Consider the following 20,956-nt stretch of genomic DNA (forward strand, 5'->3'; position numbering starts at 1 on the left):
TCACGGCGGGTCGTCGGCCGGCAGTTCCAGGCGGAGTTCGTAGCCGCCGTCGGTCGTCGGTCCGGAGGTGATGGTGCCGCCGAGGAGGTCGGCGCGCTGGCGCAGGCCGACGAGGCCGTGGTGGGCGCCGGGCAGGGGGAGTGCGGGGCGGGTGGCGGCGGTGTTGGTGACGGTCGTGCGGAGGGTGCCGTCTCGGTGGTGGATGCGGACGGTCGCGGTGGCGCCGGGGGCGTGTTTGCGGACGTTGGTGAGTGCTTCCTGGACCGTGCGGTAGACGGCGCGTTGGAGGGTGGGCGGGAGTCGGTCGGGCAGGTCGGTCTCCAGTTCCGTCTCGATGCCGCTGGCGCCGATCAGGTGGCGCAGGTCGGCGAGGGAGGGCTGGGGGGTGAGTTCGGTGGGGCGTATGCCGGAGGCGCGCAGGACGCCGACCATGTGCCGCAGCTCCTCCAGGGTCTGCACGCTGAGCCGGCGGATCGTGGCCCCGGCCGCCCTCGCCTCGGCGTCCGGGCTGCCGACCTGGAGTGCGCCGGCGGTGACGGCGATGAGGCTCACCTGGTGGGAGACGACGTCGTGCATCTCGCGGGCGAGCTGGGCGCGTTCCTTCGCCAGTACCGCCTGGGCGCTGAGCAGTTGCTCGTGCTCGCGGGCCGCCGAGATCTCCGCGAGCCGAAACGTCAACTCGCGTCGGGCCTGGACGAGTTGGCCGAGGAAGACGGGAGCGGCGGCTGTGGCGAGGGTGTAGGTGAGGTGGACGAGGCTGTAGGTCTCGGCGAGTTGGTCGACATCGAGGGATGTCCAGGGCCAGGGCATGAAGTCGACGGTGGCGAAGGCCAGCGCGCAGCCCGCGAGCAGGGCGCGGTGGCGGCAGAGCGAGGAGAGGGTGTAGAGCGCGGCCATCGTGGCGAACGCCGCGTCGCCGATCAGGGCGGAGGGGAGCGTGAGGGTGAAGGCGAGAAGCGGCCGGTGGCGGCGCAGGGTGAGAGCCAGGGCGGCGAGCAGACCGCAGGCGACGACCGGGTGGTTCTCGCCGTCGGCGTTGACCCACACGTCCAGCAGTGCGGCGCAGACCAGCAGCGCGTCCAGCAACAGGGCCGGCGGGCGTGGGGAGTTCATCGGACGGCTCCGTCCCCGGGCGGCCGGAGCAGCCCCGCCCGTTCGGCGACCAGCGCGGCCTGCACACGGTTGTCGACCTGCAACTTCTCGAAGACGACGCTGACATGGCCTTTGACGGTGCCGGTGCTCAGATGGAGCCGGTCGCCGATGTCGGTGTTGGACAGGCCCTCGGCCATCAGCGCGAGGACGGCACGCTCGCGCCCGCTCAGCCGGTCGACGAGCCTGACGGCGTACGGATCGCGCCCGCCCTGGTCGAGAAAGCCGTCCACCACCGTCCGTATGACCTGCGACGACAGCACGGTTCCCCCGTCGGCCAAAGTACGGATCAGATACGGCAGTTGCTCGGGGTCGGTGTCCTTGAGGAGGAAACCCGCGGCGCCGGAGCGCAGCGCCGCCTCGACGTACTCGTCGGTGTCGAACGTCGTCAGCACGGCCACCACGGGAGGGTCCGGCAGCAGGCGCAGCTCGGCCAGGACGGTCAGGCCGTCCACGTCGGGCATCCGGATGTCGAGCAGGACGACGTCGGGACGCAACTCCCGTACGGTGCGGACGGCTTGGCCGCCGGGCACCGCCGCCACGGCTCCGATGTCGTGGGAGGCGTTGAGGATGTGGGTGAAGCCCGTACGGACGAGCGCCTCGTCGTCGACCACCACTACACGGATCATGTGTGCTCCACTCCTCAACTGCCCGCCGTTCGAGGGGTAGCACGCCGAACGGCGCCCGTCCGCGGGAATCGGTTCGGCTCCGGCCTGTCGTCGGCCGGGACCGTCCGGTCGGCCGGTGCGGTTCCGGCCGGTCGGCGGGCCGGCTTCGGACGGTTGCCGGGTGTGCTGTTCCCCGCGGCCCGCGAATCCTGACGGCATGACACACGACGCATCGCCGGCCGCGCCGGCAGCCGCGTCGCCCGAACGGCGGACCGTCCCCTCCGACGCTCCAACGACCGGGCGGCTGATCGGTATTGACCTGGCGCGCGGACTCGCCGTCCTCGGCATGTTCTCCGTCCATGTCGGCCCCGACGTCACGGTCGGCGGACCCGTCGGCTTCCTGCTGGAGACCGCACGAGGCCGCTCCTCCGCCCTGTTCGCGGTGCTCGCCGGGTTCTCGCTGGTCATCATCACCGGCCGTCCCCGGCCCCGGACCGGTCGTGCCGGACGGCAGGCGGCGGTCAGGGTCGTGATCCGCGCCGCCGTCCTGATGGTGCTCGGCTACGCGCTGACCGCCCTGGGCTCCGAGGTCGACGTGATCCTCAGCTGCTACGGCCTGCTCTTCCTGACCGTCCTCCCGCTGCACCGGCTGCGTGCCGCGACGCTCGCGCTCGTCGCCGCCGTCGGCGCACTTGTCCTGCCGCAAATCCTCTACGCCGTAAGGAAGTTCATCGAAGAGGGCACCTGGGCGGACGCCGTCGTCCAGGTGGACCCGCTGGCCCGGATCAGCGGTACGGACGGCGTCGTAGAGCTGCTGTTCACCGGTGACTACCCGGCCCTGACCTGGGCGCCGTTCCTGATCGCGGGCATGGCGGTGACCCGTCTCGACCTCACCCGGCCCGGGACCCGGTCGAGGCTCGCACTGACCGGCGGTGCGTTCGCCGTCCTCGGCTACGGAGGCTCCTGGCTGGCCCTGCACCTCGTCCCGCACGCACTCACCACCATCGCGTCGGCCACGGGCGGCGGTCCGGCGTCGTCGGCCTGGTGGTCCGACACGGTCGGCGAACCCGAGAACGGCACCCCGCTCGCCTGGCTCCTCGTGGCCGCGCCGCACAGCCAGACGACCTTCTCGATCCTCGGCAACACGGGCGTCGCCCTTGCGGTGGTCGCCGCGTGCCTGGTCGTCGCCGACAGGATGCCTCGCCTCATCCGCGTGGCGACACCCGTCTCCGCGGTCGGCACAACGGCACTGACCGCCTACGTCCTGCACATCGTCGCCCTCTGGCTGCTGACCGACGTCTGGCACGTGGCTGCCGTCGAGGACGACACGATGGCCGGGCTGCCGGTACTGCTCGCAGTCATGGCAGCCGCCCTGCTGTCGGCCACCGCCTGGACCCGCCACTTCAGGCGCGGGCCCCTGGAACACCTGCTGTACACGGCCACCCGGCCCGCGCGCCACGTCAAGTAGCCTCCGGCGGCAGTGACCGTAGCGCCGTCCTCGTCAGGTTGGTGTCCGAGGTCGAGAACGTCCGGGGGCTGTGGGGTTGGCCGAGCCGTCCGTGCGAGGGGCTGATGCGAGGGGCCCCGCCGGGCGAAAGGGGGGTCTGGGCCCGACGGGGCTGTGGGCGGGGCGGTCGCCGCGTCGGACGGTCAGTCGATCGTCAGCGTCGCCTTGGCCGTCGCGAGTGAGCTGTTGCCCACGTAGATGTCGATGTCACCAGTTTCGAGCGCGAACCGTCCGCCGGTGTCGTGTGTCCAGAAGCCGAGGTCCTCGGCGGCGAGGCGGAAGCGGACGGTGGTGCTCCTGCCCGGGGCCGGGCTCACCCTGCGGAAGCCGCGCAGTCGGCGTACCGGTTGGACGATGCTCGCCACCGGATCGTGGAGGTAGAGCTGGACGACCTCGTCGCCGGCGCGCCCGCCGGTGTTGCGCACGGTGACCGCCACCTCCACGGTGTCGCCCTTGCGCAGGGCGCGGGAAGAGATCCGTCGGGTGCTCAGAGCGGGGTCGCCGATGGTGAACGTGGTGTAGCTCAGGCCGTGTCCGAAGGGGAACTGCGGTCCGTCGGGCAGGTCCAGGTACTTGGACGTGTATTTGTTGCCGGCGTCGTAGGGGCGACCGGTGTTCTCGTGGTTGTAGTAGATCGGGACCTGTCCGACGGTGCGGGGGAAGGTCACAGGGAGCTTGCCGCCCGGGTTGACGGTGCCGAACAGCACGTCCGCGACGGCGTTGCCCGCCTCCATGCCGGGGTGCCATGCCTCCAGGACGGCGGGGGCGGAGTCCAGCCATCCGCCGATGGTGAGGGGACGCCCGTTGACCAGGACGACGACGAACGGCTTGCCCGTGGCGGCGATCGCGGTGATCAGGTCCTCCTGCGCCCCCGGCAGGGTGATGTCGCTGCGCGAGCTGGCCTCGCCGCTCATGGCCGGGGGCTCGCCGACCACGACGACGGTGACGTCGGCCACCCGGGCCGCCGCTGCCGCGTCCTTGATTCCCGAGGTGTCCGTGCCGTCCGCGTTCACGCCCGTGACGGAGGTGACCTCGGCCCGGGGGGCTGCCGCCTTGATGCCCGCCAGCACGGTGACCGCGGGGAAGGGCCCCGCCCCGGGTCCGGACCATGTCCCTTGCAGGTCCGTGGAGTTGGCGAACGGGCCGACGACGGCGATGGAGCCGACCCCCGGGTGCAGGGGCAGGGCGCCCTTGTCGTTCTTCAGCAGCACCATGGAACGCGCGGCGGTCGCCCGCGCCGCGGCACGGGCCTGCTGGGTCGGCTTCGTGATCGCCGCGTCCTCGTCGACGTAGGGGTTGTCGAAGAGCCCGAGCCGGAACTTCAGGCGCAGGACGCGGGAGACCGCGTCGTCGAGACGGCGGGCCGTGATCCGGCCGCTCCTGAGCAGCTGTCTGCCGTGGTCGCCGAGGTTGGTGCTGACCATCTCCATGTCCACGCCCGCGTTCAGGGCGAGCCGGCCGGCGTCGGCCCCGTCGGCGGCGAAGCCGTGGACGATCAGTTCCTGGACGCCGGTGTAGTCGCTGACGACGAACCCGTCGAAGCCCCACTCGCCCTTGAGGATGTCGGTCAGCGTGTGCCCGTTCCCGTGGGCGGGGACGCCGCTGACGGTGTTGAAGGAGGCCATGACGGTGGCCACCCCGGCGTCCAGGGCAGCCTTGAAGGGCGGGAGGTAGTGGTTGCGCAGGTGGGCCTCGGAGGTGTCCACGGTGTTGTAGTCACGGCCGCCTTCCGCGCCTCCGTAGGCGACGAAGTGCTTGGCGCAGGCCGCGAGACGGTTGTCGGCGTCCAGGTGGGTGCCGTCGCCCTGGTAGCCGCGGGTCTTGGCCGCGGCGAAGGCCGCCGCGAGGTAGGGGTCTTCGCCGCTGCCCTCCGCGATGCGGCCCCAGCGCGGCTCGTGGGTGACGTCCATCATCGGGGAGAAGGTCCAGCGCACCCCGTTGGAGCGCGCCTCCGCGGCCGAGACCTCGGCGTCCGTGCGGGTCACCGCCGGGTCGAAGCTGGATGCCTGGGCGAGCGGGATGGGGAACGTGGTCCAGAAGCCGTGGATGACGTCCAGGCCGAACAGCAGCGGGATGCCCAGCCGCGACTCCTCGACGGCGAGGCGCTGAAGGTCGTTGGTGTGCTTCGCCCCATAGATGTTGAACACGGACCCGAGGCGGCCCGTGCGGGCGGCCTGCTCCGCCTGGTCCGTCTGCCCGCCGCCGGGGCCGGTGTCGCCCGTCCAAGACATCTGCTGCAACTGCCCCAGCTTCTCCTCGACGGTCATCCGGCCCAACAGGGCTTTGACCTTCGTCTCGTACGGACCGGCCTTGTGCTTCGCGTCCGCCACCGAACCGGGCTCCTCGGCCCGAGCGGTCCCCGTGGTGGCCGCGGCGGCGACCGTACCGCCGAGTGCCGTGATGACCGTGCGCCTACGTACCACACCCATGCCTTCATCCTTTGAATAGGAGGGGCGAGTCCTGGGCCTGCTGCCGTCATTAGTTGCAGCAGGTTACGAAGTGGTTGCGTGCACGTCAAGAACGCCGCCTGTGGGGAACATGCCGCAACGTCCCGTGCGGGCCGCTCAGTTCTCCGGCCCGGGGTGGCTGGAAACCGTCGGTCGGAGCGGTTGGTCCATCCAGCGGTTGTGGCCGGTCGGACGGTGGTCGTCACGGTGGCGGGTGGTGCGAACGACTGGGCCTAAAGTGCGACCATGACCACGACGCCACGCTGGCTGGATGCCGAGGAGATGCGGGCCTGGCTCGCCTACGTCGAGTTCTCCACGCTCCTCTCCGACCACCTCAACCGTCAGCTGCGGCGCGACGCGGGGATGACGCACGCCGACTACATCCTGCTGGCCCACCTGTCCTCGGTTCCGCGGGCCACCATGACCATGTCGGAGCTGGCCGAGCGCCTCAAGATCACCCGGAGTCGGCTGACTCACGCCGTGACCCGCCTGCAGGAGGCCGGTTACCTGGACCGCCACCAGGACCCCGAGAACCGGCGCAGCCAACTCGCCGTGCTCACCGCGCAAGGGCGGGAGTTCCTGGAACGCGCCGCACCCGGCCATGTCGAGGCCGTACGACAGGCTGTCTTCGACGCGCTGACACCCGAGCAGGTGCGCCAGTTCGCGGAGATCGGCGAGGCGATCAACGCCGCGCTCCACCGCGAGGAGGACGCCGGGATCGATCAGGAGGCGTTGCCCTGGCGCCGGCGCTGAGGCAGCCTTGCTAGCCGACCAATTCGCGGACGAGCGCGGCCACTTGCTCCGTCTCGATCAGGAACCCGTCGTGGCCGTAGGGTGACTCGATGAGCCGGAGCCGGTCCGCGGCGGGGATGCCGGCCGCCAACTCGGCCTGCTGGTACGGCGGATAGAGCCGGTCGGAGTCGACTCCGGCGACCAGGGTCCTCGCGGTCACCCGGCGCAGCGCCGCGCGCGTGTCACCGCGGTCGCGGCCGATGTCGTGGCTGTTCATCGCCTCGGCGAGGGTGACATAGCTGCCCGCGTCGAAACGGCGTACCAACTTCGCGGCGTGGTGGCCGAGATACGACTCGACCTGGTACCGGCCGCCGTTCCACGGATCCTCCGAGTCCTGTGGCGTACGGCCGAAGCGGACCGCCAGCTCCGGCTCGCTGCGGTAGGTGACATGGGCCAGGCGCCGGGCCAGGCCGAGTCCAGTACGGGGGCTCCGGCCGGTGTCGTGGTAGTCGCCGCCGTGCCAGTGCGGGTCGGAGCGGATGGCGTGGAGCTGGATGTTCGTCCAGGCGATCTGCTCGGCGCTCGCCGCGGCGGTGGTGGCGAGCAGCAGAAGCGCGTCCGTCCGCTCCGGATGCGTCACGGCCCACTCCAGCGCCCGCATCCCGCCCATGGACCCGCCGACCACCAACGCCCAACGTTCGACGCCCAGTTCATCGGCGAGACCGGCTTCCACGGCGACCTGGTCGCGCTGGGTCAGGAACGGGAAGCCCCCGCCCCAACTCCGCCCGTCCGGGCGGCGCGAGGACGGGCCGGTGCTGCCCTGGCAGCCGCCGAGCACGTTCGGCGCGACAACGAACCAGCGGTCCGTGTCCAGGACTTGACCGGGCCCGACGAGCGCGTCCCACCAGCCGGGGGTCGGATGCCCCGGCCCGGCCGGTCCGGCGACATGGCTGTCGCCGGTGAGCGCGTGCAGCACCAGTACGGCGTTGGAGCGGTCCGGCGCGAGCCGTCCCCAGGTCTCGAACGCCAGCCGCACACCGGGCAGTTCACCGCCCGCTTCCAGTCCGAGGGGCTTCTCCCGGACGTGCCACTGACGGCGCCCGGGCGGGTCCCCCTCCCGCCAGGCCCCGGAGGCCGGCGGAAGGGGAACCGCTGACGGTGTCGGAACGGCGTTCAGGACGCGCCCTTGGCCGCGCGGAACCCGGCCTCCAGGTCGGCCTTCAGATCGGCGAGGTTCTCGATGCCGACCGAGAGACGCACCAGACCCGGCGAGGTGCCGGTCGCCGCCAACTGGGCCTCGTCCAGCTGACTGTGGGTCGTGGAGGCGGGGTGAAGTCGATCAGGGACCGCAGGGCCGTGCACCGCCCCGGGGCAGGGCGGCGGGCAGCGGGGTCCGGAAAGGAGGAGGAAGCGGAGCGGGACGTCAGCTCACGGTGGAACACGCCGTGGTGGTGACACGCACATGGTCGATGTGGCGGCGGGTCACGAGCACGGTCATGCAGTGAGAGAACCACAGCCGGTGCCGGAGAACCAGCGTGGCGTGGGGAGTTGAAACACGACTGCCATGTCCGCCCCGTCAGCCTGTGAGCTGTGGTCACAGCACGATCGCCTGTCTGGTTGCTCCCCGCCCAGGGGCCGACGATGACCCGGTCCCCTCTCCTCGCCCGACCGAACGGTTGTGATCCGCTTGAGCAGCCTCCCCGACGCGCCGTCCCACGCGGCGGACGTCGCCGCCCCCGACCGGCTCGACCGGCTGCGCTACGCCGGTGTGTTCATGCTGCTGTTCCTCTTCGGCACCGAGACGTTCCTGGTCTCGCCCCTGTTGCCGACGATCGCCAAGGACATCGACGTCAGCGAGGCTGCCGCGGCCTCCAGCGTCACGGCGTACGTGCTGGTGTACGCCGTGTGCGCGCCGTTCCTCGGTGTGCTGAGCGACCGGTTCGGGCGGCGCCGCGCGCTCGTCGCCGGTTCCCTGCTGTTCGTCGTGTCCAATGTCGGCGCCGCGGTGTCCACCGGGCTCGCGCTGCTGGTGGTGTCCCGGGCGGTCGCCGGACTGGCGGCCGCGTCGGCCGGCCCGGCGATCTGGGCGCACATCGCGGAGACCGCGCCGGACCGGGTGCGCGGCCGGGCGCTGGGCCTCGGCATGGCCCTGTTCTCGTGCGGCCAGGTCGTCGGCGTCCCGCTGGGCGGTCTGCTCGCGGGGATCTCGGGCTGGCGATCGGCGTTCCTCGCGCTGGCGATCGGCACCGCGGCGGCCGTACCGCTGCTGCTGCGTCAGGTCCGGCCGACCGCGCCGCAGCCCGCTCCCGTCGGCGCCGTCAAGGCTGTGCTCTCGGGGTGGGCGGACCCGTCGCTGCGCAACGCCCTGCTGGTCAACACGGTGTTCAACGCGGCGAATCTCGGTGCGTACACCTTCCTCGGCGCCGTACTCGTCCACCGGTTCGACCTCGGCGTCTCCGAACTGGGCCTGATCGGTGTGGTGGTCGGGGCGGGCAGCGTGGTGGGGTCGACGGCCGGAGGGTGGCTGGGTGACCGGGCGCGGGCGGCCGGCGGTGCGCCCGCGCCGCTGCTGCCGCTGTGGGGCGTGTTGCTGGCGGCCGGGATCGGCCTCGCCGTCGCGGGCCCGGGGCTGCCGGTGGCGGTGATCGGAGTGGCGCTGTGGTTCGTGGCCAGCGGCGCCTTCGTCACCGATCAGCAGACCCTGGCCGGCACCGTCGCGCCCGCCCTGCGCGCCACGTCCAGCGCCTGGCTGACCTCGACGATGTACGCCGGTACGGGCCTGGGCGCCTGGGCCGTCGGCGCCTTCGCCGACGTGACGACCGGCATGCTCACCATCGGTGTGAGCCTCGCCCTGTCGGCCGCCCTCGGCGCACTGCTGGTCAGTGCGAGGAGGCGACCGAGCGCAGCGGACGCTCGCTGAGCCCGGCCATCCGCGCCCGGTCCGCCTCCGCGCGCGGAGTGAACAGCAGCACCAGCGCGGACGGGTCGTCCACCGGGTGGAACGAGGACAGCGACAGCTCGATCCGGCCGGTTCCCGCGGGCTCCACGGTCACCGTGCGCGCGGTCAGCTCCGCCACCGAGTGGCACCCCCACCAGTGGCGGAGCTGCGGCGCGTCCTCCTCCAGCCGGCGATAGACCTCACCGGTGCGGGCGTCGGCCAGCGCGGTCCCGGCCTGGGCCCGGAAGTGCTGGAAGACGTTCATGGCCAGCGGCTCCCAGTCGTGCAGCACCGTCCGCAGCCGGGAGTCCGCCACCATCAGCCACATCAGGTTGCGCCGGTCCGCCGGGACGGTCTCCGGCGAACCCCACAGCGCGCTCCAGGCGGCGTTCCAGCCCAGCAGATCGAAGTACCGGTCCAGCAGTACGGCCGGACTGGCGGGCCAGGAGTCCAGGACCGGCTGCACCGCCGTCACCAGTCCGCCGCGTCCGTCGTCCGCCGCCGCGACCGGCTCGTGGTAACCGGCGAGCCGCATCGCGTGCCGCAGCCCCGCCGCGTCCAGCCGCAGCGCCCGCGCGACCGCGCCCAGCACCTGGCGCGAGGCGGTCACCCGCCCCTGCTCCAGCCAGGTGTACCAGGCCAGGCCCACCCCCGACAGCGACGCCACCTCCTCGCGGCGCAGCCCGGGTGTCCGCCGGCGGGCGGTCGCGCTGAGCCCGACGTCGGCGGGCTTCAGCAGTTCGCGGTGGGCCCGGAGGAAAGCGCCGAGTTCCGGGCTGGGAACGGGAGTTGACATGGTGGGTGGCTCCTCGGCCGTGCGGATCGTCCCAGGTTACGCGGCCACGAGCCGCCACAGCCGTACCGTCATGCGACTGACATGTCCGGTCTCGGCCTGCCGTCGCCACGCGGTGTCGCCGACCGCCCGGAAGAACCCGGCGCGGTGCTCGGGTGCGACGAGCCGGCTGTAGTAGTCGCCGAAGGTGGCGGCGTGGAAGTGCTCGTACTGCCCGGCGCTCTCCACGGTCACCACCGCGTCGCGGTCGAGGGTCGCCTCGATGCGGAAGTACCGCTCCAGCAGCGGCTTCAGCTCCTCCGTCGTGCGGGTTCGGGTCGCTATGGGCAGCACGCCGTGCGCCGCGAACAGGCCCGGTACATCGGCGTGCTGGGTTTCCAGGACCGTGCGGACGAGGTCGTCCTCGCCGCCCAGGCCGTGCTCGTCGCGTGTCGGGTGGTAGGTCGTCAGCAGGAAGGCTCCGTCGGGCGCGAGGTGGTCGCGGGTCCACTCGAAGATCCGCCGCTCGTCCGGGTACAGCCAGTGCAGGACCGACGTCATGGTGACGACGTCCGGGCGGTGGGGGAGTGTCCGGGGCGCGGTGAGGTCGGCCTCGTGGAGGGCGACGCGGTCCCCGTAGGGGCGAAGCCGCTCGGTGGCCTCGGCGATCCGGTGCGGGGAGCGCTCCAGGCCTACGGCCCGCCGCAGCGAGGGGAAGCGGTCGAGGGCGGTCCCGAGCAACTGGCCGATGCCGCTGCCCAGATCGAGCAGCACACGGGGGTCGCCGGTGACCTGGTCGAGGACCCAGTCCCGGTCGTGCACCTGGCGCAGCCTGCTGGCATCGGCGTAGCCGGCCAGGGTACGGGCCTGGATCTCGGCGGCGGACGCGGTCATGTGCGGGCCTCCTGGGCGGAGTCGGTGGCGGCGGCCGGCTCGAGCAGCCGCAGCAGGCGCTCCCGGGTGCCGCTCTGGTCGTAGCGCTTGAAGAGGTTGATCCGGTTGCGGGCCAGGTCGCCCCGGTGGACGTACTCGTAGAGGTGCTGGCGCTGTCCGAAGGCGTCCCCGGTCAGTTCCCAGGCGAGCCTGAACAGGCGGGACTTGTGGTCGGCGTCGATGCCCCGGCCGCGCATGTAGCGGTCGAGGTGCGGGCGCAGCCGGGGGTGGGCGAGGTCGTTCGCGGTGGGCTGCATCAGCAGGCCCGAGGCGCCGATCGTGCGGAGGATCTCCACCGCGCTGCCCGCGACCTCGGCCGACCAGACCCGGCTGGCGGCGGTGTCGCCGGGGGCGAGGAGTCCGCTGTCGGTGACCCGGGCGCGGGCCTCGGCGGCGTCGAGGAACAGTTCGGTCAGCTCCGCGTACCCGGCGAGACGGCCCAAGTCCTCCTGGATGTTGCGGAACTGGTCGACGCCGATGCTCTCGGCCACCAGGGTGGCGGTGGCCAGCAGGGTGCGCAGCCGCTCCCGGTAGCGGACATGGCCGATGTAGGCGCTCCACGCGTTGATCCGGGCGAGCCCGGTGCGCGCCAACGCGCCGTCGCGCAGCAGGAACACGCGGTCCCACGGCACGGTCACGTCGTCGAAGAACAGCATGGCGTCCTGCTCGTCGAAGCGGGCGCCGAGCGGATGCGCGTGCCCCCACGGGGTGTCGCCGAGCGGTTCGCGGCACAGGGTGATCAGACCCGGGGTGTTGAGCGGCAGCGCGAACCACACCACGAACTGCTCACCGCGACGCTGGGTGAAGGACGCCGACAGATACACCAGCACTTCGTGCGCGAACGGCGCCAGAGTCGTCAGCTGCTTGGCTCCGCGTACGACGATGCCCTCGTCGTTCTCGGCGAGCACCCGCAGCGCGAGGTCGGGATCGTCGACCGGGTCCGCGGAGCGGTCGATCTGCGGATCGCCCAGCGCGTGCGAGAGCACCAGGTCGTTGTCCGCGCAGTGCCGGTACCAGGCCTCCGCGTTGGCGCCGAACCCGGCATGACCGCGCTCCAGTTGGTGCCGGAAGTCGTAGACGCCCAGCGCGATCGAGGACATGAAGGCCGGAGAACGGCCGTGCTGGCCCAGCGACTCGGCGTGCCAGAACTCGGCGCTGCGCCGCTGGAGGCGCAACTCCTCGATGGTGCGCGGCGGTTGGTAACCGCGCGCGATGCGGCGACCGCTCTCGGGATCCTTGTAGGTGAGCAGGTCGTGGTGGGCGGGCTCGTGCTGGAGGTCCAGCAGCCGCGCCAGTTCGTCCACGGCCGGCCGGAAGGCGGGATGCATGACGGGATCGCTGACCCGCTTGCCGTCGAGATAGACCTCGCGGCCGTCGTTCAGCTCCGCGCGGTAGCGGTCGCCGGTGAGCAGGCCCCTGGGGGTGGGGTCGGTCAGGGTCATGTGCTGACTCCCGTGGGGGTCGGTGCGGGCAGAGAGGCGAGGGAACGGAACGTACGGTCGTGATAGAGCAGGGGGTCGCCCGGCCCGCTGTCCCCGGCGGCCACGACCCGGCCGACCAGCAGCGCGTGGTCGCCCCCGGGCAGCACGGCGTGCAGTCGGCAGTCGAACCAGGCCAGACACTCCTCCAGGACCGGCGCCCCGGTCGCCGCGATCCGCAGGGGCGCCCCCGTGAACAGGCCCAGTGCCCGGCCGGCCCCGGGTGCGGCGAACCGCCGGGCGAGCGCCTCCTGGCGGGCGCCGAGCACACAGACCGCGTACCGCGCGTCGGCGCGCACCGCGCCCACCAGCGGACTGCGCCGGTCCACGGCCACGCTGACCAACGGCGGATCCAGCGACAGCGTGCACAGTGAGGAGACCGTCTTCGCGAACACCTCCTCGCCGTGCCGCGCGGTGAGCACCGCGACCCCGGTCGTCCACCGCCGGGCGGCCTCACGGAAGGCGTCGAGGGCCGGCGCGCTCATCGCAGGCCCACGCGGTAGGCCCGCAGCCATTCGTCCACCTGCAGCAGGTGATCGAGGCCGCCCACGGGGTTCGGCGCGGTGCGCGGACTGGGCAGCGGCCGGCCCTCGGCGAGGGCGGTACGGACGGCGGCCCGGTCCACCAGGTCGAAGACCGGGGCGTTCGGATCGGCGAGCAACTCGTGCGCCCGGGCCGTCAGCACCTCGGTGTAGTGGACGGCGGGTGTGGACGGGTATCCGCTCTTGGGGCGGTCGGTGACCTGCGGCGGCAGCAGATCCCGTACGGCGTCGCGCAGCAGCCCCTTGGGGCGTCCGCCCGGAGCCTTGAGGGCCCAGGGCACGTTCCACACGTACTCCACGAGCCGGTGGTCGCAGAACGGCACCCGCAGCTCAAGACCCACCGACATGCTGACCCGGTCGGCCCGGTCGAGGAGCGGCGGCAGCCAGCGGGTCAGCGCCAGATGGAAGACCTCACGGATCCGCCGGTCGGCGCCCGACTCGCCGGGCAGCGACGGCACTTCGGCGAGAGCGCGGCGGTACTGCTCGGCCGCGTACTCGTCGGGACGCACGTCGGCGCGTACGTCGGGCCGCAGCAGGGCGGCGGGTGTCGTACGGCCGTGGAGCCACGGGAAGGTGTCGGCGGCCAGCGCCGCGGGATCGTGGAAGTAGGGGTAGCCGCCGAATATCTCGTCGGCGGCCTCACCCGACAGGGCGACCGTCGAGCGCCGTCGCACCTCGCGGAAGAGCAGGTGCAGCGAGGCGTCCATCTCGCCCCAGCCGGGCCGGTCGCGGGCGCGCAGCACGGCGTCGCGGGCCTCGAGCAGGTCGTCGTCGGGCACCACCACCGACGTGTGCAGGGTGCCGATGTGGTCCACGGCCGCCCGCACGAACGGCGCGTCGGCGCTGGTGCGCCAGGCGTCCGGCGCGCGATCGGCACTGCCGGGGAAGTCCACCGAGAAGCTGGTCACCTTGGAGTGCCCGGCCCGTTCCCGGGCAGCCGCGGCGAGGGCCGTGATCGCGCTGGAGTCGACGCCCCCGGACAGCAGGGTGCACAGCGGGACGTCGCTGAGCATCTGGCGTTCGACGGTGTCGGCGAGCAGGTCGCGGACCCGCTCGCGGGTGGTCGCGGCGTCGTCGGTGTGCGGCGCCGACGTGAGGTGCCAGTACCGCAGTTCACGCGTCATGGTCCTGCCGACGGTCAGCAGATGGCCGGGGCGCAGCTCGCGCAGCCCCCGGAAGATGCCGTGCCCAGCGGTCGGGGCGGCCGGCAGGGCGAAGAGTTCCGCGATGCCCTCGGAGTCCAACTCGGCGCGGAACAGCGGGTTGGCGAGCACCGCCTTGGGTTCGGAGCCGAACAGCACCCCGTCGCGGTGGGCGTGCCAGTACAGCGGCTTGATGCCCAAGTGGTCGCGCACCAGGAGGAGTTCCTGTCGCCGGCCGTCCCACAGCGCGTACGCGAAGATGCCGTTGAAGCGCCGCGGTGCGTCGTGCCCCCACTGGAGGTGGGCCCGCAGCACGACCTCGGTGTCGGAGCGGGTGCGGAAGGTGTGTCCCAGGGACTGCAACTCCCGCCTCAGCTCACGGTAGTTGTACAGCTCGCCGTTGTAGCTGAGCGCGGTGTCGGTGTCCTCGTCGGGCAGCGGCTGGGCGCCCCCTTCGAGGTCGATGACGGAGAGCCTGCGGTGACCGAGGGCGGCGTGCCGGGACAGCCAGACATCGCCGGCGTCGGGGCCCCGGCACGCCAGGGTCTCGGCCATGGCCAGTACCGTCCGCTGCCGGGTGCGCAGATCGGTCTCCCAGTCGACCCATCCGGAGACGCCGCACATCAGGGCTCCTGCCGTTCGTCGGTGGCCTCCCAGCGGCAGCCGTGGCCGGTGGGGCCGCTGCGCAACTGGTGCGAGGGCCGGAAGCCCTTCGCGCGGATGTTGGCGGAGAGTGCTTCGGTGCAGTAGGTGCACGGGGAGGCGAGGGTGATCCGGACGCCGGTGCGGCGCGCCTGCTCGCGGTAGTCCCAGATGGAGCAGTGCGTGATGGCCAGCGCGGCCCGCTCGGCGGTGGGCGGCGCGTCGTCGAACTCGTAGGTGGAGCCGTACAGTTCGGCCTGCCGTGCGATCCGGTGGATGGGGTCGGCGGCGCCCCGGCCGTGGTCGGGCTCCACCTGCCGGTGTATCTCGGCGTTGGCGCGCGCCCAGTCGGCGAGGACCTCCTCGCCGTAGCGGGTCACCAGGAATCGCTCCATCAGGGCCTGGCCGCGGAAGAACACCCGCTGCCAGGCGGGCGGTTCGGCGGTGAGCGGGTCGGGCAGGTCGGCGAAGATCTCGGCCTGGAGCGCGAACCAGTCGGTGAGGTGGACCTCGTCGCCGCGCGCCGCGAGCAGCCGGGTCAGGCCCGCCTCGGCCTCGTGCAGCCGCTGCTGCCACAGCGCCGACCGGTCGGCGTCGGACATGCCGCGGTACGGGGAGTGGGACAGGGGGGATTCGGTGCGGGGTTCCGCGTACGGATCGTGCAGTACGTCGGCGCCCGCGGGTGCGATGCCTGCGTCGGGCGCATCGCTCATGGGATCTCCTTCGGCAGTGGGGGAGTGCTGACCTCGGGTTCCAGGTCGTCGGCAACGCTATGCGTCGGCCCGATCACCCAGAAGCCCCGAAGGGATGCGGCGGGGGCGACCATCGGCGCACCCGGACTGCTCCGAAGGTCGCCCGCGGCCGTGGGCCCGGTACGCCGCAGGGCGGGCCCCGATCGGGGCCCGCCCTGCCTTCGGCCGTACGGGAGTCAGCCCGCCAGTCCGTGCCGATGGGCGTACAACGCCGCCCGCAGCCGGTCCGGTTGGCCGGTCTTGCGCATGGCCTGCGTGAGGTGTTTCTTCACCGTGGCCTCGGCCAGGGCGAGTTCACGGCCGATCTCCGCGTTGCTCAGCCCCTGGGCCAGCTGCGCCAGGACATCGCGTTCGCGGTCCGTGAGCCCGCAGTGCTGGGGCAGCGGCTCGGTGGCGTGCCCGGCCGCGCTCGCGGCCCGGACCCGGGCGGCCGGCGGAGCCGGCAGGAACACCGAGCCCCCCGCGGCGGCCAGTGTCACCGCGCCGATGATCCGGTCCTCCGCCAGTTCCAGCGGGAAGCAGCCGCTCGCGCCGGCCAGGAGCATCCGGTTGGCCTCGGCCGTGGTCTCGGCCCGGCGCAGCAGCAGCACGCGCGTGTCCGGCGCGCCGTCCGGACCGCGCAGTCGCACCACCGCGGCCAGATCGTCGCCGAGGGAGTCACCCTGCCCGAGCAGGATGACGTCGGGCCGCACCCGCCGCACGCTGCCCAGGGCGTGCGCCGGATCGCCCGTGCTGCCCACCACGGTCAGCCCGGGGACCGTCGACAGCACGCTGCGCAGCCCGGCCCTGGCCACCGGATGCCGCTCCACCAGGAACACCCGGGTCCCGGCGGCGGGACCGCTCGCCGGTGTCCCGCACGCGGGGTGGCCGCAGTCGCAGGCGGTCCGGCCCCGCGATGGCGCCTGCGGGCGCCGGTGCTCGGTCTCGGCCAGCAACTGGTGACCGGCTATCAGATCCAACGGATTGTCTATCTCGGCGTGCAGAGCGGCCGCACCGGGCGACCTGCGCAGGGTGCCGGGCCCCCTGCGGACGGCCGGCTGGCGCGGCGGCGCCGGGAGTTCGATCGGTACGTCGACGGTGCGTGGCATCGTGTCGCGGTCCCCTCGGATACGGCGGCGCCGAGCCCTGGACCGGGACCGGCGGGGATGGCTGAGGAGGACGCTGCCGGGACGGCGAACAGGCCGGGCGGTCAGCGTCGTGCGCGTGGACGACAGATCTCGTCGAAGCACCTGCGGTGCCACGAGCCGCCGATACCGACCAGGGTGAAGTCGGTTCGCCAAGGGGCCATACAGGAAGGGTAATTGGCCAATTTGTGCCGGGTCAAGGTCGGTCTGCCGGGTCCCGGCGATCCTATGACCTCCGGTATCAGCACGAATGCCTGGCTGGTTGCCGCCCCGGCCCGCCCCGCACCCTTCCTCACGCCGCAACTCGCCCGCCGAGGAAGGAACCACCCCCATGCCCGGCCCCCCGCACCACCGCGCCCCGGAATGACCCGGTTCCTGCTGCGCCGACTGCTGCTCGCCGCACCGACACTGCTCGGGGTGAGCGCCGTCGTCTACGCCACCGTCGCCCTGATCCCCGGCGACCCGGTCGCCGCCCTGCTGGGCCCCGGCGCCCCCGCAGAGGCCCGGGAGCGACTCGCCGAACGCCTCGGCACCGGGCGCCCGTTGCCCGCGCGCTACGCCAACTGGCTCTGGCACACCGCACACGGTGACCTGGGCACCTCGATCTCCGCCCAACGGCCGGTCGGGGAACTGCTGTTGCCCGCCCTCGGCCAGACCCTGATCCTGGCGGGCAGCGCGTTCCTCCTCGTCGTCACCGGCGGCGTCCTGCTGGGCGCACTCGGCGCCGTACGCCCACGAGGCGCGACCGGCCGGCTGTCGGGCGCGCTGAGCACCCTTGCGGTGTCCGCCCCGCAGTACTCGGTGGCCCTGCTGCTCCTCGCCGTGTTCGCGATACGGCTGCGGTGGCTCCCGGCCGGCGGCACGCACGACGTGTTCGGCCCCGGCGGCACACCGGACCTGCTGCGGCATCTCGTCCTGCCGGCGACCGCGGCCGCCCTCGTGCCGCTCGGCCTCACCGCCCGGGTGTTCCGCACCGCGCTCGCCGCCACGCTCGCCTCGGACCTCGCCGACGGCCTCCGGGCCCGCGGCCTGAGCCGGACGGCGGTCCTGCGCCACTGCGCGCACAACGCGTCACCCGCCCTGCTCACCATCGGCGGCCTGCAACTCGCCTACCTGCTGGAGGGGGTGGTCTTCGTGGAGACCCTGTTCGCCTGGCCCGGCATCGGACGGCTCCTCTACGACGCGCTGACCGCCCGCGACCTGCCCCTGGTCCAGGGCGGAGTACTGGTCGTCGCCGTGGCCTTCGTCGGTGTCAACATCCTGGTCGACGCCGCCCACGCGCTCGTCGACCCCCGCGTACGGAGTGCGGCATGACCCGTTCCGCGCACCGCGACGCGAGCCTGCTGATCCCGGCCGCCTGCGGCGACCCCCGTGCACGGAGGACGGCATGAATCGTTCCCTGTACCGCGACGCGAGCCTGCTGATCCCGGCCGCCTGCGCCGGACTGCTCCTCCTGCTCGCCCTCGCGGGCCCGTTCCTCGCGCCGTACACCGCCACCGCCGGGTCGCTCCAGCACCGGCTGCTGGATCCCGGCAGCCCCGGCCATCCGCTCGGCACCGACTCCCAGGGCCGCGACATGCTCAGCAGGCTGATCCTCGCCACCCGGCCCTCGCTGACCGGCGGACTACTGCCGGTGGCGGTCGCCACGACCGCCGGGAGCGTCCTGGGCATCACCGCCGGACTCGGCGGCCGGATCACCGAACAGGCGCTGCTGCGCACCCTGGACGTGCTCTACGCCTTCCCCGGCGTCCTGCTGGCCATCGCCGTCGCCACCCTGCTGCGGCCCGGTCTCACCGCCACCGTCCTCGCCCTGTCCGTCGTCCTCACCCCGGCCGTCGCCCGAGTGGTCTTCACCGAGGTGCAGCGCGTCCGCACCGCCGAATACCTGGAAGCCGCCCGGGTCAGCGGCGCCGGGAGCGCGGCGATCGCCCTGCGCCAAGTAGCCCCCGTCGTCGCACCGGTCGTCCTCGTCTACGCGTCCTCGCTCGTCGGCCTCTCCGTCGTGTACGCCGCCGGGCTGTCCTTCCTCGGCCTCGGCGTCTCACCGCCGGCCGCCGAATGGGGCGCCATGCTCGACGAGTTGCGCCCCAGCATCTTCACCCACCCCTACGTCGCGGTCCTGCCCGCGCTCACCGTCCTCGTCGTGTCGGTGGTCTTCAACACCCTCGGCGACGCCCTGCGCCACCACGTAGGCGACCGCGCGGCACGGCTCCCGCAGGGGGCGCGGTGATCCTCGACATCGAGAACCTGTCGGTGCGTTACGACGGGCCCGACGGCCCGGTGCGAGCGGTGGACGAGGTGTCGCTCACCCTGGAGGAGGGCGCGGCCCTGGTCCTCCTGGGGGAGTCCGGCAGCGGCAAGACCACGGTCGCCCGCGCCGTCCTGGGCCTGCCCGGCCGCGAGGCACACCTCACCGGCCGGATCCGGCTCGGCGGCACCGACCTGAGGACGCTCGGCGAGGCCGAGCTGTCCCGCATCCGCGGACGCCGCATCGGCTACGTACCGCAGGACCCGACCGGCGCCCTCGACCCGCTGCGCCGCATCGGCCCGCAGATCGTCGAAGTCCTCCTCCGCCACCGGACCGCCGCCAACCGGCGAGCCGCCCGAGCCGCCGTCCCCGGCCTGCTCACCACGGCCGGCGTCACGGACCCGGAGCGCGTGGCACGCGCATACCCGCACGAGCTGTCCGGCGGCCTGAGACAACGGGCGGCGATCGCCCTGGCCGTGGCGTGCGGCCCGGAACTCCTGATCGCCGACGAGCCCACCACCGCACTGGACGCCCTCGTCCGAGGCCGCGTCCTCGACCTCTTCGACACCCTGCGCACCGAGCGGGGCATCTCCCTGCTGATCGTCACCCACGACCTGACGGCGGCGCGCCGCATCGGCGGTCAGGTGGCCGTCATGCGCGAGGGGCGGGTCGTCGAGGCGGGGCCGGCCGGGCAGGTGCTGGGCCGCTCGGCCGGCCCTGGTGCCGAGGCGCTCGCCGCACCGCGGGGAGATCGTCCATGACCGTTTTCGGGGTTCCGCTGCTCGCGGTGTTGGTGCCGCTCGTTTCCCGCGACCTGTCCGCGGCGTGTTGTGTCGGCGGTCGCGTGGCTGTCTTGCACGTGGGGCGGGTCGTCGAGGCTGGGCCGGCGGGGAAGGTGCTGGGCCGCTCGGACCGCTCGGTCGTCGAAGTGCTTGCCGTACGGCCGGGGGATCGTCCATGACCGTCTTCGGAGTTCTGTCGATCGCCGTGTTGGTGCCGCTCGTTGTCCACGACCTGTCCGCGGCGCGGCGCGTCGGTGGCCGCGTGCCCGTCGTGCGCGAGGGACCGATCGTCGAGAAGGCGCCGGCCGAGAAGGTGGTCGCCGGTTCCGCCCGCCCGGCAACACAACTGCCCACCGCATCGCCCGGAGACAGCCCATGACCGACTCCCAGGATCCTCTGCTGATCCTCGACCATGTGACGAAGCGCTACCCGCGCGGCCAAGTCGCCGTCGACGACGTCACCCTGACCGTCGCTCCCGGCGAAACCCTGGGCCTGGTGGGCGAGTCGGGCTCCGGCAAGTCCACCCTCGCCCGCCTCGCCCTCGGCCTGATCGCGCCCAGTGCCGGGACGGTGCGGTTCGCCGGGCACGACCCCGGTCGGCTGCGCGGCCGGGCCGGGCGGGCGGTCCGGGCCCGCCTGCAGTTCGTGCCCCAGCATCCCCGGGGCTCGCTCAATCCGAGCCTGCGGGCCGGGGAAGCCGTGAACTTCGCGCTGCGCACCCACGGCACGCCGCGCCGGGAGCGGCCCGCCGTGGTGGCCGAGCTGTTCCGCCAGGTCGGGCTGGATCCACTGCTCGCCCGCCGCCACCCCGGCGAACTGTCGGGAGGCCAGCTGCAACGCGTCGCCATCGCCCGCGCGCTCGCCACCGGGCCCCGGCTCGTGATCTGCGACGAACCGACGTCGGCCCTCGATCCCACGACGCAGGCCCAGGTCCTCCAGCTCCTCACCGAACTCCAGGACCGCCTTGGCCTGGCCTACCTCTTCATCTCGCACGACCTTGCCGTCGTACGACAACTGGCCCACCGGGTGACGGTGTTGCGGCACGGCCGCGTCGTCGAGGAAGGCCGGGCCGACAGCATCTGGACGGCACCCCAACACCCCTACACCCAGGCCTTGTTGGCCGCGGCCACCGACGAACCCTCCCTGCTCCACTGAACCGA

Annotated in this window: 20 protein-coding genes and 1 pseudogene; 9 read left to right on the forward strand and 12 right to left on the reverse strand. The window is 72.9% G+C overall.

What is annotated here, in order from left to right; genetic code table 11:
• Together ACIQBL_RS29495 and ACIQBL_RS29500 are read right to left on the reverse strand one after the other, a co-directional pair.
• Complete coding sequence (locus ACIQBL_RS29495; RefSeq protein WP_401946467.1) at positions 1-1,113, reverse strand: sensor histidine kinase; 1,113 nt, start codon at positions 1,111-1,113, stop codon at positions 1-3.
• Complete coding sequence (locus tag ACIQBL_RS29500) at positions 1,110-1,778, reverse strand: response regulator (RefSeq protein ID WP_401946470.1); 669 nt, start codon at positions 1,776-1,778, stop codon at positions 1,110-1,112. The genes ACIQBL_RS29495 and ACIQBL_RS29500 overlap by 4 nt, the downstream gene beginning before the upstream one ends.
• A 196-nt stretch (positions 1,779-1,974) precedes the next feature.
• Here ACIQBL_RS29500 and ACIQBL_RS29505 point away from each other — a divergent pair, with 196 nt between their 5' ends.
• A complete protein-coding gene (locus ACIQBL_RS29505) occupies positions 1,975-3,225 on the forward strand; it encodes a DUF418 domain-containing protein (RefSeq protein ID WP_401946472.1) in 1,251 nt (416 codons plus the stop codon).
• 182 nt (positions 3,226-3,407) lie between these two features.
• Here ACIQBL_RS29505 and bglX read toward each other — a convergent pair whose 3' ends face one another.
• Positions 3,408-5,693, reverse strand: a complete 2,286-nt coding sequence (bglX, locus tag ACIQBL_RS29510) for a beta-glucosidase BglX (RefSeq protein ID WP_401946475.1) — start codon at positions 5,691-5,693, stop codon at positions 3,408-3,410.
• A gap of 264 nt (positions 5,694-5,957) precedes the next feature.
• Between bglX and ACIQBL_RS29515 the strand changes: the two genes are divergently transcribed.
• On the forward strand, positions 5,958-6,464 hold the full coding sequence (locus tag ACIQBL_RS29515; RefSeq protein WP_401946478.1) for a MarR family winged helix-turn-helix transcriptional regulator: 507 nt from the start codon (positions 5,958-5,960) through the stop codon (positions 6,462-6,464).
• Between the two features lie 10 nt (positions 6,465-6,474).
• Here the strand turns inward: ACIQBL_RS29515 and ACIQBL_RS29520 are convergent, their stop codons facing one another.
• Together ACIQBL_RS29520 and ACIQBL_RS29525 are read right to left on the reverse strand one after the other, a co-directional pair.
• Positions 6,475-7,620: a homoserine O-acetyltransferase gene (locus tag ACIQBL_RS29520; RefSeq protein ID WP_401946883.1), complete on the reverse strand. Its 1,146-nt coding sequence runs from the start codon at positions 7,618-7,620 to the stop codon at positions 6,475-6,477.
• Positions 7,617-7,778 (reverse strand): annotated as a pseudogene (locus tag ACIQBL_RS29525) (PLP-dependent transferase); the annotation flags it as partial. The pseudogene ACIQBL_RS29525 and the gene ACIQBL_RS29520, both read right to left, overlap by 4 nt.
• A gap of 352 nt (positions 7,779-8,130) precedes the next feature.
• Here ACIQBL_RS29525 and ACIQBL_RS29530 point away from each other — a divergent pair.
• Positions 8,131-9,363 carry an MFS transporter gene (locus ACIQBL_RS29530; protein WP_401946480.1) on the forward strand — a complete coding sequence of 411 codons (1,233 nt, stop codon included), beginning with the start codon at positions 8,131-8,133 and terminating at the stop codon, positions 9,361-9,363.
• Here the strand turns inward: ACIQBL_RS29530 and ACIQBL_RS29535 are convergent.
• From ACIQBL_RS29535 to ACIQBL_RS29565, 7 genes are all read right to left on the reverse strand, one after another.
• The gene (locus tag ACIQBL_RS29535) at positions 9,323-10,177 is read right to left on the reverse strand and encodes a helix-turn-helix domain-containing protein (RefSeq protein ID WP_401946483.1); all 855 of its coding nucleotides are present in this window, start codon (positions 10,175-10,177) and stop codon (positions 9,323-9,325) included. The two genes, ACIQBL_RS29530 and ACIQBL_RS29535, sit on opposite strands and share 41 nt — an antisense overlap.
• A 36-nt stretch (positions 10,178-10,213) precedes the next feature.
• A complete protein-coding gene (locus ACIQBL_RS29540) occupies positions 10,214-11,047 on the reverse strand; it encodes a class I SAM-dependent methyltransferase (RefSeq protein ID WP_401946485.1) in 834 nt (277 codons plus the stop codon).
• Entirely contained in the window at positions 11,044-12,528 is a 1,485-nt protein-coding gene (locus tag ACIQBL_RS29545; RefSeq protein ID WP_401946488.1) for a 4-hydroxyphenylacetate 3-hydroxylase family protein, read from the reverse strand. The genes ACIQBL_RS29540 and ACIQBL_RS29545 overlap by 4 nt, the downstream gene beginning before the upstream one ends.
• Positions 12,525-13,049, reverse strand: a complete 525-nt coding sequence (locus ACIQBL_RS29550) for a flavin reductase family protein (RefSeq protein WP_401946491.1) — start codon at positions 13,047-13,049, stop codon at positions 12,525-12,527. Before ACIQBL_RS29550 ends, ACIQBL_RS29545 begins: the two co-directional genes overlap by 4 nt.
• Complete coding sequence (gene asnB / locus ACIQBL_RS29555) at positions 13,046-14,872, reverse strand: asparagine synthase (glutamine-hydrolyzing) (protein WP_401946494.1); 1,827 nt, start codon at positions 14,870-14,872, stop codon at positions 13,046-13,048. The genes ACIQBL_RS29550 and asnB overlap by 4 nt, the downstream gene beginning before the upstream one ends.
• Positions 14,872-15,603 (reverse strand): hypothetical protein, encoded by a 732-nt coding sequence (locus ACIQBL_RS29560; protein WP_401946497.1) that lies wholly within the window; start codon positions 15,601-15,603, stop codon positions 14,872-14,874. Before ACIQBL_RS29560 ends, asnB begins: the two co-directional genes overlap by 1 nt.
• A 215-nt stretch (positions 15,604-15,818) precedes the next feature.
• Entirely contained in the window at positions 15,819-16,730 is a 912-nt protein-coding gene (locus tag ACIQBL_RS29565) for a response regulator transcription factor (protein WP_401946500.1), read from the reverse strand.
• 399 nt (positions 16,731-17,129) lie between these two features.
• Between ACIQBL_RS29565 and ACIQBL_RS29570 the strand changes: the two genes are divergently transcribed.
• The 6 genes from ACIQBL_RS29570 (at position 17,130) to ACIQBL_RS29595 (ending at position 20,951) form a co-directional block, all read left to right on the forward strand.
• The gene (locus ACIQBL_RS29570) at positions 17,130-18,080 is read left to right on the forward strand and encodes an ABC transporter permease (RefSeq protein WP_401946502.1); all 951 of its coding nucleotides are present in this window, start codon (positions 17,130-17,132) and stop codon (positions 18,078-18,080) included.
• 73 nt (positions 18,081-18,153) lie between these two features.
• Complete coding sequence (locus ACIQBL_RS29575) at positions 18,154-18,996, forward strand: ABC transporter permease (RefSeq protein WP_401946504.1); 843 nt, start codon at positions 18,154-18,156, stop codon at positions 18,994-18,996.
• Positions 18,993-19,775: an ABC transporter ATP-binding protein gene (locus ACIQBL_RS29580; RefSeq protein ID WP_401946507.1), complete on the forward strand. Its 783-nt coding sequence runs from the start codon at positions 18,993-18,995 to the stop codon at positions 19,773-19,775. Before ACIQBL_RS29575 ends, ACIQBL_RS29580 begins: the two co-directional genes overlap by 4 nt.
• Positions 19,772-19,975, forward strand: a complete 204-nt coding sequence (locus ACIQBL_RS29585) for a hypothetical protein (protein WP_401946509.1) — start codon at positions 19,772-19,774, stop codon at positions 19,973-19,975. The genes ACIQBL_RS29580 and ACIQBL_RS29585 overlap by 4 nt, the downstream gene beginning before the upstream one ends.
• Positions 19,972-20,175, forward strand: coding sequence for a hypothetical protein (locus tag ACIQBL_RS29590; protein ID WP_401946511.1), 204 nt, complete (start codon positions 19,972-19,974; stop codon positions 20,173-20,175). Before ACIQBL_RS29585 ends, ACIQBL_RS29590 begins: the two co-directional genes overlap by 4 nt.
• A complete protein-coding gene (locus tag ACIQBL_RS29595; protein ID WP_401946513.1) occupies positions 20,172-20,951 on the forward strand; it encodes an ABC transporter ATP-binding protein in 780 nt (259 codons plus the stop codon). Before ACIQBL_RS29590 ends, ACIQBL_RS29595 begins: the two co-directional genes overlap by 4 nt.
• The last annotated feature ends 5 nt before the right edge of the window (positions 20,952-20,956 follow it).

It is taken from the genome of Streptomyces sp. NPDC088350, assembly GCF_044753545.1.
Lineage (GTDB): Bacteria > Actinomycetota > Actinomycetes > Streptomycetales > Streptomycetaceae > Streptomyces.

Bases quoted from the DNA above. Each gene is read 5' to 3' on its own strand.
- ACIQBL_RS29495 (WP_401946467.1), bottom strand. From the start codon at position 1,113: ATGAACTCCCCACGCCCGCCGGCCCTGTTGCTGGACGCGCTGCTGGTC.
- ACIQBL_RS29500 (WP_401946470.1), bottom strand. From the start codon at position 1,778: ATGATCCGTGTAGTGGTGGTCGACGACGAGGCGCTCGTCCGTACGGGC.
- ACIQBL_RS29505 (WP_401946472.1), top strand. From the start codon at position 1,975: ATGACACACGACGCATCGCCGGCCGCGCCGGCAGCCGCGTCGCCCGAA.
- bglX (WP_401946475.1), bottom strand. From the start codon at position 5,693: ATGGGTGTGGTACGTAGGCGCACGGTCATCACGGCACTCGGCGGTACG.
- ACIQBL_RS29515 (WP_401946478.1), top strand. From the start codon at position 5,958: ATGACCACGACGCCACGCTGGCTGGATGCCGAGGAGATGCGGGCCTGG.
- ACIQBL_RS29535 (WP_401946483.1), bottom strand. From the start codon at position 10,177: ATGTCAACTCCCGTTCCCAGCCCGGAACTCGGCGCTTTCCTCCGGGCC.
- ACIQBL_RS29540 (WP_401946485.1), bottom strand. From the start codon at position 11,047: ATGACCGCGTCCGCCGCCGAGATCCAGGCCCGTACCCTGGCCGGCTAC.
- ACIQBL_RS29545 (WP_401946488.1), bottom strand. From the start codon at position 12,528: ATGACCCTGACCGACCCCACCCCCAGGGGCCTGCTCACCGGCGACCGC.
- ACIQBL_RS29550 (WP_401946491.1), bottom strand. From the start codon at position 13,049: ATGAGCGCGCCGGCCCTCGACGCCTTCCGTGAGGCCGCCCGGCGGTGG.
- asnB (WP_401946494.1), bottom strand. From the start codon at position 14,872: ATGTGCGGCGTCTCCGGATGGGTCGACTGGGAGACCGATCTGCGCACC.
- ACIQBL_RS29560 (WP_401946497.1), bottom strand. From the start codon at position 15,603: ATGAGCGATGCGCCCGACGCAGGCATCGCACCCGCGGGCGCCGACGTA.
- ACIQBL_RS29565 (WP_401946500.1), bottom strand. From the start codon at position 16,730: ATGCCACGCACCGTCGACGTACCGATCGAACTCCCGGCGCCGCCGCGC.
- ACIQBL_RS29570 (WP_401946502.1), top strand. From the start codon at position 17,130: ATGACCCGGTTCCTGCTGCGCCGACTGCTGCTCGCCGCACCGACACTG.
- ACIQBL_RS29575 (WP_401946504.1), top strand. From the start codon at position 18,154: ATGAATCGTTCCCTGTACCGCGACGCGAGCCTGCTGATCCCGGCCGCC.
- ACIQBL_RS29585 (WP_401946509.1), top strand. From the start codon at position 19,772: ATGACCGTTTTCGGGGTTCCGCTGCTCGCGGTGTTGGTGCCGCTCGTT.
- ACIQBL_RS29590 (WP_401946511.1), top strand. From the start codon at position 19,972: ATGACCGTCTTCGGAGTTCTGTCGATCGCCGTGTTGGTGCCGCTCGTT.
- ACIQBL_RS29595 (WP_401946513.1), top strand. From the start codon at position 20,172: ATGACCGACTCCCAGGATCCTCTGCTGATCCTCGACCATGTGACGAAG.